The sequence below is a fragment of the Cellulosimicrobium sp. AB352 genome (assembly GCF_049538415.1).
Classification (GTDB): Bacteria; Actinomycetota; Actinomycetes; order Actinomycetales; family Cellulomonadaceae; genus Cellulosimicrobium; species Cellulosimicrobium funkei.
Map to the genome: position 1 here is coordinate 113704 of NZ_JBMVFX010000001.1, position 11738 is coordinate 125441.

The 11738-nt window shown below is 78.8% G+C and carries 9 protein-coding genes; all 9 read right to left on the reverse strand.

Going from position 1 to position 11738, the window contains the following annotated elements; genetic code table 11:
• Positions 1-8: 8 nt before the first annotated feature.
• Genes ACPCUX_RS00530 through ACPCUX_RS00570 form a run of 9 tightly spaced genes read right to left on the reverse strand, consistent with a single transcriptional unit; the run spans position 9 to position 11640 of the window.
• A complete protein-coding gene (locus ACPCUX_RS00530; protein WP_423387959.1) occupies positions 9-863 on the reverse strand; it encodes an SDR family oxidoreductase in 855 nt (284 codons plus the stop codon).
• Positions 860-1999 carry a glycosyltransferase family 9 protein gene (locus ACPCUX_RS00535; protein ID WP_423387960.1) on the reverse strand — a complete coding sequence of 380 codons (1140 nt, stop codon included), beginning with the start codon at positions 1997-1999 and terminating at the stop codon, positions 860-862. Before ACPCUX_RS00535 ends, ACPCUX_RS00530 begins: the two co-directional genes overlap by 4 nt.
• Entirely contained in the window at positions 1990-2718 is a 729-nt protein-coding gene (locus ACPCUX_RS00540) for an SDR family oxidoreductase (RefSeq protein ID WP_034652895.1), read from the reverse strand. Before ACPCUX_RS00540 ends, ACPCUX_RS00535 begins: the two co-directional genes overlap by 10 nt.
• Complete coding sequence (locus ACPCUX_RS00545) at positions 2715-4928, reverse strand: PfkB family carbohydrate kinase (protein ID WP_391515461.1); 2214 nt, start codon at positions 4926-4928, stop codon at positions 2715-2717. Before ACPCUX_RS00545 ends, ACPCUX_RS00540 begins: the two co-directional genes overlap by 4 nt.
• Positions 4925-6199: a glycosyltransferase gene (locus ACPCUX_RS00550; protein ID WP_061267402.1), complete on the reverse strand. Its 1275-nt coding sequence runs from the start codon at positions 6197-6199 to the stop codon at positions 4925-4927. The genes ACPCUX_RS00545 and ACPCUX_RS00550 overlap by 4 nt, the downstream gene beginning before the upstream one ends.
• Positions 6196-7215, reverse strand: a complete 1020-nt coding sequence (locus ACPCUX_RS00555) for a glycosyltransferase (protein ID WP_085387825.1) — start codon at positions 7213-7215, stop codon at positions 6196-6198. The genes ACPCUX_RS00550 and ACPCUX_RS00555 overlap by 4 nt, the downstream gene beginning before the upstream one ends.
• Positions 7212-8288 carry a glycosyltransferase family 9 protein gene (locus ACPCUX_RS00560; protein WP_085387826.1) on the reverse strand — a complete coding sequence of 359 codons (1077 nt, stop codon included), beginning with the start codon at positions 8286-8288 and terminating at the stop codon, positions 7212-7214. The genes ACPCUX_RS00555 and ACPCUX_RS00560 overlap by 4 nt, the downstream gene beginning before the upstream one ends.
• Positions 8285-9967 carry an HAD-IIIA family hydrolase gene (locus ACPCUX_RS00565; protein WP_423387961.1) on the reverse strand — a complete coding sequence of 561 codons (1683 nt, stop codon included), beginning with the start codon at positions 9965-9967 and terminating at the stop codon, positions 8285-8287. Before ACPCUX_RS00565 ends, ACPCUX_RS00560 begins: the two co-directional genes overlap by 4 nt.
• A complete protein-coding gene (locus ACPCUX_RS00570; RefSeq protein ID WP_423387962.1) occupies positions 9964-11640 on the reverse strand; it encodes a carbamoyltransferase in 1677 nt (558 codons plus the stop codon). The genes ACPCUX_RS00565 and ACPCUX_RS00570 overlap by 4 nt, the downstream gene beginning before the upstream one ends.
• Positions 11641-11738 lie beyond the last annotated feature (98 nt).

The following is an 11738-nucleotide window of genomic DNA, read 5'->3' on the forward strand; positions in this document are numbered from 1 at the left end:
GCGGCGCGTCACGGGCGGCGCCAGTCGTCCGAGGCGAGGTGCGAGCCGGCCATCGGCCCCATACGGAGCATGCCGCCGTCGACCGGCCAGGACGCCCCGGTGACGTACGTCGCGGCCGGGCCGCACAGGAACGCGACGACGGCAGCGACCTCGCGCGCGTCCCCGGGCCGCCCGAGCGGGACGCCCGGGCGCGCCGTCGGGCGCGGGTCCTCGTCCTCCTGGCCGGTCATCGCCGTCGCGATCTCGCCGGGAGCGACGGCGTTCACCGTGATGCCGTGCTCCGCGAGCTCGAGCGCGGCGACCTGGGTCAGCAGCCCGAGCCCGCCCTTCGCCGCGCAGTACGGGGCGGCCCCGACGCGCGGCGCGTGCTCGTGCACGCTGGTCACGTTGACCACGCGGCCCCCGCGTCCGCCCGCGACCATGTGCCGCGCGGCGGCCTGGGTGAGCACGAACGGGCCGTCGAGGTCGGTCGTCAGCACCTCGCGCCACGTCCCGAGGTCGAGGTCGAGGAACGGCGTCGCGGTGCCCGTCCCGGCGACGTTGACGAGCGCGTCGACCTGCCCGAGCTCGGCCGCCAGCGCGTCCACGGCGGGGGCCAGCGCGTCGAGGTCGGTGACGTCGACGCGGCGCGTCACGGCCGTCGCGCCGCGCTCGCGGACCTGGCGCGCGGTCTCCTGCGCCTCCTCCTCGTCTGCGTACCAGCACAGGCCGAGGTCGAAACCGTCGGCCGCCAGGGCGACGGCGGTGGCGCGTCCGATGCCGGACTCCGAGCCCGTGACGAGGGCGACGGGGCGCTCGTGCGCTCCCTCGCCCGCGGGGGCCGCGGACCGGGCGGTGCGGGGGTCGAGATCGGGAGAGGTCATGACTCGACCCTCCGGACCTCGTCGCCCGCACGCATCTCGGCAGGGTCCTGCGGCCCCACGAGGAGCGACCGCGCGGCCGCGACGACCTCGGCGACGGCGATGCGGCCGAGCGCCGGGTCGAGGTCGGCGGCGTGCGGGTCACCCCGGTAGCCGCGCGCCGCGTCGTCGGGCGCGTGCGCCGGCCCCTGCTCCGTGTCGCCGTGCCAGAGCACCGCGTGCCGCTCCGGGTCCACGGCGGGACCCCACGTGGCGGGCGGTGTCGGGCCGAACAGCACCACCGACGGGGTGCCGTACGCGGTCGCCAGGTGGGCCACGCCCGTGTCCCCGCAGACGACGAGCCGGGCCGTCGCGACGACGTCGGCGAGCGCGGGCAGGTCGAGCGTCCCGGCCGTGTCGGTCACGCTGCCGGTCCCGTCCGGCGCCCCCGCGGGGCCGCCGAGGGCGGCGTCCGCGTCGGCCACGACCCGCGCGCACAGGTCGCGCTCGTCGGGGCCGCCCGTGACGACGACGTCGTGACCGGCGGCCGCGAGGTCGCGCGCGACCGCGGCGAAGCGGTCCGCGGGCCAGCGGCGCGCGCCGGACGCCGCGCCGGGGTGCACGACGACGTGGCGCCCGCGCGACCCCGGCGGGTCGAGCCGCAGGTCCTCGCGCGAGCACGCGCCGCCCGCCGCGGTGACGAGCCGGCACCAGCGGTCGACCTCGTGCTCGTCCGGGTCCCAGTCCGGCCCGTCGACCCCCGCGTCGCCCGACGCGAACGCGACGACCCGCTCCGGGCCGGTGTCGAGCAGCACCCGGTGGCTCTCGGGGCCGCTGCCGTGCAGATTCACCGCCACGTGCCCGGGGTCCGCACCGGTGAGCGTCCGCGCCTCCTGCGCCCAGACGAGCGGCTCGAGGCCGCGGGTCGGTACGACGCCGTCGACCAGGCCGAGGTCGCGCAGCCAGCCGCCGACCTCGGCGGGTGCGGCGAGGAGCACGCGCCGGCCGGGCCACGCGCGCCGCACGCCCCGCAGCGCGGGCACGGCCGTCAGCGCGTCCCCGAGCCCGAGCGCGCGCAGCACGAGGACGGTCCCCTCGTCCTGCCCCGCGAGCCCCGGCAGGTCGGGCGCCGGCTCCGTCGCGCCCGCCGTCACGGCCACGACGTCTCGCCGGACGCCATGACGAGCATCTCGCGGATCTCGCAGCCCACCGGCTGGCGCAGCGCCGTCACGACGGCGGCCGCGGTCGCGCGCGGGTCGTTGAGGTCGGCGTCCGGCCCCGGCTTGTACTGCTCGGTGCGGCCGTCGAAGAACGCGGTGCGCATCCCGCCGGGCACGAGGCACGTGACGCCGACGCGGCCCGCGAGCTCCGCGGCGAGCGCCTGGGAGAACCCGCGCACCGCGAACTTCGACGCGCAGTAGGCGGTCGCGTCTGAGACGCCCTTGAGGCCGAGCGTCGACGCCACCGTGACGACCGTGCCGCGGCGCTCCTCGAGGAACGGCAGCGCGGCGCGCACGACGGCGACCGTGCCGAAGAGGTTGACACGCACGACGCGCTCCCACGTCTCGACGTCGATCTCGTCGAGGCGCCCGCACGCGTCGGTGCCGGCGGCCGTGACGACGGCGTCGGGCGGCCCGACCTCGAGCGCGAGCCGCTCGACCGCGGCGGCCGCGGCGGCGGAGTCGGACAGGTCGACGACCGCGTGCGGCACGCCGTCGGCGGGCGCGACCCGGTCCAGGACGACCGGCTTGCCGCCCGCCGCCGTCACCGCCTCGACGAGCGCGGCCCCCAGGCCGCTCGCGCCCCCGGTGACGTAGACGGTGCCGAGCTCGCGGGGCACGGGGACGTCGGTCCGCTGGGCGGACGTGGTGGTGGTCATGCGGTGGTCTCCTCCGTCAGGGTGGGGACCCCGGGCGCGAACCGCCCGGAGCGTTCGAGGATCGAGGTCGTGGAGCGGCCGTCGACGTAGGGCAGGACGACGACCCGGCCGCCGTGGCGCCGGACCGTCTCCGCCTCGGGGAGCGTCTCCTCCGTGTAGTCGCCGCCCTTCGCCCAGACGTCGGGGCGCAGGCGGTCGAGCGCGGCCCGCGGGTCGTCCTCGTCGAACACGACGACGGCGGCCACGCAGTCGAGCGCGGCGAGGACCCGGGCCCGGTCGGCCTGCCCGACGACGGGGCGCTGCGGCCCCTTGAGCCGTCGCACGGACGCGTCGCCGTTGAGCAGCACGACGAGGTGGTCGCCCAGGCGCGCGGCCGCCTCGAGCGTCGCGACGTGCCCGGCGTGCAGGATGTCGAAGCAGCCGCCCGTGGCGACGACGGTGCCGCCCGCGGCACGCAGCCGGGCGGCCACGGCCTCGGGCCCGTCGGGGTCCGACGGCGGGACGTCCTGCGTCGCGCCGGAGGGGGTCGGCGCGCCGGACGCGCGGTCCGGCGCGTGCTCCCGTGCCGCGCCCGGCGTGCGGTCGGCGGGGGAGTCGGCCCGGCGCCGGTAGCCCTCCGCGCCGCCCGCCGCGACCCAGGCCGAGGCCGAGGCGACGGCGGCGACGACCGCCGGGACGAGGCCCTCGCCCCGGGCGAGCGCGACCGCGACCGTCGAGGCGAAGCGGTCGCCCGCGCCGCACGGGTCGCCGTGCGCCACGGTCGCGGGCACGTACGCCGGCTCGCCGTCCGCGCGCGCGACGAACGCCCCGCGGTCGCCCGCCGTGACGCACACCGCCCCCACGTCCCACGCGGCCGCGAGCGACCGCGCGAGGCCCCCGGGGTCGTCGGGCGTCGCGTCCACGCCGAGCGCCTCCGCGGCGTCGAGCGCCTCCGCGAGGTTGGGCGTGACGAGCGCCGTCCCGGGGACCGGGGCGCCGCCGCGCGGGTGCGGGTCCCACACGAGCGTCCCGGTGCGGGCCGCGTGCGCGAGCGCGTCGCGGACCGGCCCGGCGTGGGTCGTCCCCGCGCCGTAGTCGGACACGAGCACGACGTCGGCGCCCGCGAGCGCCGCCCGCGCCGCGCGCTCCGGCAGGTCGCCGGGCCGGGCGGGGCCGCCGTCGTCGACGCGCACGACGGTCTGGCCGCCGGAGCGCACGCGGGTCTTGCGCCGCGTCGTGCCGACCTGCGGCAGCGCGACGACGTCGAGGTGCGGGCGCAGCAGGGCCCGCAGCTCGGTGCCCGCGTCGTCGTCGCCGAACGGCGCGACGAGGCGCACGCTCGCGCCGTCGGCCGCGAGGAGCGCGGTGAGCCCCGCGCCGCCCGGGCTGCGCCGGACGCCGAGCGTGTCGACGACGGGCACGGGACCGTCGGGGGAGAAGCGGGTCACCTGGCCGTCGACGTCGCGGTCGAGGAGCACGTCGCCGACGACGACGACCTGCGGTCCGCTCGCCGCCGCGGAGGCCGGTGCGGGTGCCGGGGCCGGCCGGTCGTCGGCCGACCCGGCGCCCGGGAGGTCTGCCGCGGCGCGCGCCTCGCGGTGGCGCACGTGCGCGTCGAGCGCGGCGCACAGCGCGTGCACGACGACGAGGTGCAGCTCCTGGACGGACGAGGTCGACGCGCCGCGCAGGGCGAGCACGTCGTCGCACGCGGCGGCGAGCGCGCAGTCCCGCGGGCCCGTGAGCGCCCACGTCGTGAGGCCCAGCTCGCGCGCCCGGCGGGCCGCGGCGACGACGTTCTCGCTCTCGCCGGAGGTCGACAGGAGCACGAGCACGTCGCCGGGGCGACCGTGCGCCGCGACCTGGCGCGCGTACATCTCGGCGATGCCGTAGTCGTTGACGATCGCCGTGAGGCTCGACGTCTCCGCGTGCAGGCTGATCGCGGACAGCGGGGTGCGCTCGCCGTCGAAGCGGCCCACGAGCTCGGCGGTGAGGTGCTGCGCCTCGGCGGCGCTGCCCCCGTTGCCCGCGACGAGCAGCCGCCCGCCCGCGAGCACGGTGTCGGCGAGCCGCGCGCCCCACGCGTCGATCCGGCCCGCCTCGGCGGTGAGCAGGTCGAGGCCGTCGTGCAGGTCGTCGGCGTGCGCGCGCAGCCAGCGGCGCGCGGCGTCGTGCGGGCCGTCGCCGGACCCGGCACCGGGCGTGTCGCCGGAGGGCGTCCGGGGCGCGGTCACGGTGCGCTCACCGCCCGCAGGGCGGTGCGCCCGGCCGCCACCGGCCGGGCTCGGCCGCGCTCGGCCTGGCGGGTCGTGGTGACGCGCTCGTACGACTCGGCGGTGCGCTCGGCGACCGTGACCCAGCCGTACAGGTGCTCGGCGCGCAGCCGCGCGGCCGAGCCGAGGCGTTCCGCGAACGCCGGGTCGTCGGCGAGCCGGCGCAGCGCGGCGGCGAGCGCCCCGGGGTCGCGCGGCGGGACGAGCAGGCCCGTGCGCCCGTCGACGACCGAGTCGAGCAGCCCGCCCACGGCCGCGCCCACGACGGGACGCCCGCACGCGGCGGCCTCGAGCGGGACGATCCCGAAGGGCTCGTACCAGGGGTCGCACACGACGGCGTCGGCGGCGTGCATGAGGTCGCGCACGTCGTCCTGCGTCACGCTGCCCACGAACCGCACGCGGTCCGCGACGCCGGAGGCCACCGCGACCGCGCGCAGCCGCAGGACCTCCGGGTCGTCGTCGAGCGCGCCCGGCGCGGGGCCGCCCGCGACGACGAGCTCCGCGCCCGGCAGCGCGGCGAGCGCCTCGATGACGGTGTCGACGCCCTTGCGCTCGACGAGGCGGCCCACCGAGAGCAGGCGCAGGCGGCCGGGCTCGCGGTGCAGGTGCTCGGTGCGGTCCGGGTCGGGCAGGAAGCGGCCGAGGTCCACGCCGCACGGCACGACGTCGATGCGGTCGGGGTCGGCGCCGAGCGCGACGAGCTCGGCGACCTCGTCGGCGCACGTCGCGACGATCCGGTCGACCGCGCGGCACAGCAGGCGCTCGCGGGCCACCCGCTCGGCGGGGCTCGTGTCGTGCGCGCCCTGGTGGCGGCGCTTGACGGAGCCGAGCGCGTGGAAGGTCTGCACGAGCGGGACCCCGAGCGGGGGCGCGGACAGCAGGCCCGCGATCCCGGACATCCAGAAGTGGGCGTGGACGACGTCGGGCCGGGGCCCGGGCTCGATCCACCGCCGCAGGAGGTCGGCGCCGAACGCGTCCATGTGGGGCAGGAGGTCGTCCTTGGGGACGGGCACGGGCGGACCGGCGTCCACGTGCACGACCTCGACACCGCGGGAGAGCGGGACGCGCTCCGGGAGGGACGCGTCGTCGCGGCGCGTGAACACCTCCACGCGGTGGCCCTGCGCGCCGAGCCGCGTGGCGAGCGACGCGACGTGCACGTTCTGCCCGCCGGCGTCGACGCCGCCCAGGGCGGCGAGGGGGCTGGCGTGCTCCGAGATCATCGCGATCTTCATGAGGTCACCTCCGTCAGGACCGTGTCCCAGCGCCGCAGGAACGCGACGTGGGAGTAGTGCTCGAGCACGTGGGCGCGGGCCGCCCGGCCGTGCTCGCGGGCGTCGTCGGGGTCGGCGAGCCAGCGCCGCGCGGTCGCGGCGAGCTCGTCGGGACGGGCGCTGAGGAGCCCCGCGGACGCGGGCACCGCGACCGGCGCCTCGGTGGTCGGCAGCGCGAGGACGGGCATCCCGAGCGCCATCGCCTCGAGCAGGGAGAGCCCGAGGCTCGTCCAGCGGTAGGGGTGCAGGTAGGCGCGCGACGTCGCGAGCCGCGCGTGCATCGCGGCCTGGGGGACGTCGTCGTGCAGGCCGTGCGGGAGGTCGTGCGGCAGGTCGTGCGACGCGGCGCCGGGCGCCGCGAGGTGCTCGGCGAGCTTGCCGACGCCCATGCCGTAGACGTCGAGCGGCACGTGCCGCCCCAGCGCGACGAGCACGTCGGTCCCGGCGACGCGCCAGCGCCGCACGGGCTCGTTGACGACGGCGCCGACGCTCGCCCGCTCCCCGGTGTACAGCGGGCCGGGGTCGGGGATGCCGTGGTCGGCGACGAGCGTGCGCGCGTCGCCGGTGTCCCACATGAGCGCGTTGAACGCCGTGACGTGCACGATCGGCACGAGGCCCTCCTCGACGACGTCGAGGTCGGCGAGCGGGTGCCGGGTCGCGGCCGCGTGGCCGGTCGGGGCGTTGTGCTCGACGTAGACGGCGGGAACGTCGCGGCCGGGCACGAGCCCGGTCCAGCGCCGCAGCAGCTCGACCTCCTCGGGGCGCTGGAGCACCACGACGTCGATCGCGCGGTCCGCCGCGAGGTCGGCGAGCTCGTCCGGCGCGACCTCGCGCGCCCCGGGCGGCCAGTCCCAGGTGCGCGCGCGGCCGCGGCCGTCGGGCCCGCGGTCGGGGACGACCGGGACCAGGTACTCGTGGCCGCCGGCGACGAACGACGTCGCCCACGACCCGTGCACGTGCCACACGAGGATCCTCATCGGGTCACCCCCACGGTCCGGAGCGGTGTCGCGCGGGGCGCGGGCGTCCCCACGACGTGCGGGACGACGAGCCGGTCGACGGCCGCGACGACGTCGTCCGGGTCGACGCCGAGGCACGGGTGGCCGGGCACCGGGCACACCCGGGCGCGCGTGCCGCGGCACGCGGCCTCCTGGTCGCCGAGCAGGACGGTCGGCACGCCCCACGGCGCCCAGCGCTCCGCGGGGACCACGGGGGCGAAGAGCGACACGACGGGCGTGCCCACCGCGGCGGCCAGGTGCGCGGGCCCCGTGTTGCCGACGACGACGCACCGGGCGCCCGCGAGCACCGCGGCCAGGCCCGCGAGGTCCGTGCGCCCCGACAGGTCCCGCGCGCGCCCGGCGGCGGCGTGCGCCGCGAGGTCCGTCTCGCCGGGGCCGCCCGTGACGACCACCTCGTGGCCCGCGCGCACCAGCGCCGCGACGAGGTCGCGCGCGTGGTCGGGCGCCGGGGCCCGGGCGGGGACGGACGCGCCGGGGTGCACGACGACGTAGGGCCCCGCGGGCACGAGCGACGACACGTCGGGCAGCGGCCCGCGCACGCGCAGCCGGTCGCCGTCGGGCGGCGCGCCGAACCCTGCGGCGCGGGCGAGGTCGAGCGCGGCCTCGACCTCGTGCAGGCCGTCCGCGCGGGTGTGCCGCACGTCCAGGAGCGAGCCCGGGTAGTCCTCGCTCACCGCGGCGACGCGCCCGACGCCCGCGACCTTGAGCACCATCGCCGCGGGCAGCGGGCTCTGGTGGAACGAGGTGAAGACGACCGCGGCGGCGTAGCGCCTCTCGGCGAGGGTCGCGACGAGGTCGAGCACGCTCGCGCGGTCGACGGGCGGGGGCCGGTAGCCGGACCACGGGGCGTCGAAGACGAGCACGTCGCGCACGTCCGGGAGCAGCTCTGCCGCCGCACGCCCGGCCGGGGCCGCCAGGACGTCCACCTGGCCGCCGTCGCGCGCGGCCGCGTGCGCCATCGCCCGGACCGCGGGACCCGTGAGCAGGACGTCGCCGTCGCTGTCGAGGCGCACGGCGAGCACGTCGGCGCTCATGCCGCACGCTCCTCGTCCGGCGCCGGCGCGGACGTGCCGGGAGCGGACGTGCCGGGAACCGACGCGCCGGGGGAGGACGCGGTGTCGTGCTCCCGGGGCGGGCCGGGCAGGCGGTCGTCGAGCGCGCGGACGGCCGCGGCGAGGTCCGGCACGACGCACGGGGCAGCGGCGACCTCCTCGGCGCGCGTCACGGGCGTCGGGACGAGGACCGGGGTCGCGCCCGCGGCGAGCGCGGCGCCCACGTCGGCGCCGATGTCGCCCACGACGGCGCACCGCCACGGCTCGACGCCGAGGTCGGCCGCCGCGGCGAGCACGAGGCCGGGACCGGGCTTGCGGCACGCGCACGCGTCGTCCGGCGCGTGCGGGCACACCTGCCACGTGTCGAACGGGCCGAGCAGCTCCTCGACGCGTGCGTTCACGGCGTCGACCTGTGCACGGGTGAGGAGCCCGCGCCCGACGCCGGACTGGTTGGACACCACGCCGAGCCGGACCCCGCGGGCGCGCAGGTCGTCGAGCACGGCGCGGGCGCCCTCGACGGGACGCACCGCCGCGGGGTCGCCGTTGTACGGGACGTCGTGCACGAGCGTGCCGTCGCGGTCGAGGAGCACGGCCGCGAGCGGCGGCGGCCACGGCTCGAGACCGCGCCGGACGGCGAGCGTGCCCGCGACGCGGTGCCGCACCGCGGCGAACGGGATGGCGGCGCTCGTCCACGCCATGCGCCGCAGCTCGGGCCCGAACGCGTCGTCGCCCGGCCGCGGCCCCGGCGCGAGGCGGCGCCCGAGGAACTGCGCGGTGAGGGCTGCCCACCCGATCGCGCCGAGCGCCGCGACGCGCGGGCGCCGCGCGACGAGCCCGCCGACGCCGACCGCGGCAGCCGCGACGGTCGCGACGTGCCACGCCAGACGGCCGCGGCCCGTCTCGGCCCGCTCGCGCCACCCCGGCCCGTGCAGGGCGCGGAACGTCGCGTCGTCGCGGGTCCCGGCCTGCACGCGCAGGCTCACCGCGTCGTCCGCGGGGCGCACGGGGTGCGTCGTCGTGCGCGTGCCGCGCACGAGCTCCCAGCCCGCCTCGCGCACGCGCAGCGCGAGGTCGGCGTCCTCGCGGTAGGCGCGGGGGAAGCGCTCGTCGAACCCGCCGACCTGCTCGAGCGCTTCGCGCCGGTACGCCATGTCGGCGGTCGCCCAGGCCGCGCGCTCGAGCCCGGCGGTCCCGCGCTCCCAGTCGGTCGGACGGCGGTGCGCGGGCAGCGGCACGTGCAGGCGGCCCTGCACGCCGCCGGTGCGGGGCGTCGCCGCCGCGAGGTCGTGCGCGAGGTGGCGCGCCCACCCGGCGGGGAGCTCGACGTCGTCGTCGAGGAGCACGACCCACGGCGCGGTCGTCGAGCGCCACCCGGCGTTGCGCGCGGCGGCCGGCCCTCGGCCCCCGGTGCGCACGACGCGCGCGCCGAGCGCACGGCCGGCGTCCCCGAGGTCGAGCGGGTCGGGCACCGGGTGGGTCGTGCCGGGTCGCGGCAGCCGGCGGTCGTCCGCGACGACGACCTCGGCCGGCCCCGGGGAGTCCGGGCCGTCGGCCTGGGCGACGAGGGTCTCCAGGAGCCGGTCGAGCGACGGGCGGCCGATGGAGGGTACGACGACGGCGTACGGCACCGGGCGTGCGGGGCGTCCCGCGGGCGCGCTCACGCCGTCGCCCCGGACGGAGCGGCGAACACGTCGGACCGGCGCACGAGGTGCGGGCCGAGCACGAGCGCGTCCACCGGGGCCGACCCGAAGAGCTCGAGCGCGTCGCGCGGGTCGTCGACCATCGGGCGCCCCGCGGTGTTGAGGCTCGTGTTGACGACGACCGGCAGCCCGGTCAGCTCCTTGAACGCCCGGATCGTCGCCTGCAGGCGCGGGGTCGAGTCGTCGACGGTCTGGATGCGCGCGGTGCCGTCCACGTGCACGACGGCGGCGATCCGGTCGCGCCACGCGGGCGCCACCTCGTGCACGAACAGCATGTACGGGCTCGGGACGGGGCCGCCGGAGAAGATCTCCGCGGCGTCCTCGAGCAGGACCATCGGCGCCACGGGCCGGAACTGCTCGCGGCCCTTCACGTCGTTGAGCCGCTCCAGGTTCTCCACCGGTCCCGGGTGCGCGAGCAGGGAGCGGTGGCCCAGCGCGCGCGGTCCGAGCTCGGCGCGGCCGTCGAACCACGCCACGACGCCGTTGTCCGCGAGGATGCGCCCGACCTCGCCGGGCAGGTCGTCGGGCGTCGTGAACGGCACCTGCGCGGTGCGCAGCCACCGCGCGAGCGCCTCGTCGCCCCACGCCCGGCCGAGCGCCGCCGAGCCCATCGGCTCGACGGTGTCGCCCGCCTCCGCGGCGAGCTGGAGGGCGGCGCCCAGCGCCGTGCCGGAGTCGCCCGCCGCGGGCTGGACCCACACCTCCTCGAACGGCGACTCGCGCCAGACCCGCGAGTTCGCGACGCAGTTCAGCGCCGTGCCGCCCGCCATGGTCAGCACGCGGTCGCCCGTCTGCCCGTGGAGCCACGTGGCGAGGTCGACGAGCACCTCCTCGAGCCGCGCCTGCACCGACGCCGCGAGGTCGGCGTGCTCGGCCCGGCCGCCGTGCGCGGTGCCCCACGTGCCGTCGTCCGTGCGGCGCGGCGCCCAGCGCTCCCAGTCGGGCACCTCGGCGACGAAGCCGCCGTCGCCCGTCGCGTAGAGCACCTCGCGCAGGTCGTCGAGGAAGCGCGGCTCGCCGTACGACGCGAGCGCCATGACCTTGTACTCGTCGCTCGACCGCAGGAAGCCCAGGTGCTCGGTGAGCGACTCGTAGACCAGCCCCAGCGAGTGCGGCAGCTCCTGGCTCGCGAGCACCTCGAGGCGGCCGTGGTCGTACCGGCCCGCGAGGTGCGACGAGCGCTCCCCGCGGCCGTCGAGCGACAGGACGCTCGCGACCGGGAACGGCGACGCCAGCGCGGCCGACGCCGCGTGCGCCACCTCGTGCGGCACGAACCGCACCGTCGAGGGGGACAGGCCCGGCAGGGCGGTGGCGAGGAACTGCGGCGCGCGCTCGGCGTACTGCACGCGCAGCCAGTCCCACGGGTCCGGCAGGCCCATCTCCTCGGCGGGCTTGGCCAGCGCCGGGTCGAACGAGTACGCGACGGCGTCCAGGTCCTGGGGGCGCAGCCCGCCCTCCTCGAGGCACCAGGCCATCGCCTTCTCGGGGAGCTCCCACGCCGCGAACGGCAGCGGTCGCTTGCCGTGCTTGCGCCGCGAGAAGCGCTCCTCCTCCGCGGCGGCGACCACCCGGCCGTCGACGACGAGGGCGGCGGACGGGTCGTGGAACAGGGCGTTGACTCCGAGGACGCGCATGGGCTGCGAGCCTTCCTCGTTCGGGTCAGGCTCGTGGTGCGCCTCGAGAAACCGGGGGCACTCCACCTGACGCGTGCGGGTCGGCTCTGCTGCAACCC

Coding starts and splice junctions, on each gene's coding strand:
- ACPCUX_RS00530 (WP_423387959.1), bottom strand. CDS start 863: ATGACCTCTCCCGATCTCGACCCCCGCACCGCCCGGTCCGCGGCCCCC.
- ACPCUX_RS00550 (WP_061267402.1), bottom strand. CDS start 6,199: ATGAAGATCGCGATGATCTCGGAGCACGCCAGCCCCCTCGCCGCCCTG.
- ACPCUX_RS00560 (WP_085387826.1), bottom strand. CDS start 8,288: ATGAGCGCCGACGTGCTCGCCGTGCGCCTCGACAGCGACGGCGACGTC.
- ACPCUX_RS00555 (WP_085387825.1), bottom strand. CDS start 7,215: ATGAGGATCCTCGTGTGGCACGTGCACGGGTCGTGGGCGACGTCGTTC.
- ACPCUX_RS00570 (WP_423387962.1), bottom strand. CDS start 11,640: ATGCGCGTCCTCGGAGTCAACGCCCTGTTCCACGACCCGTCCGCCGCC.
- ACPCUX_RS00540 (WP_034652895.1), bottom strand. CDS start 2,718: ATGACCACCACCACGTCCGCCCAGCGGACCGACGTCCCCGTGCCCCGC.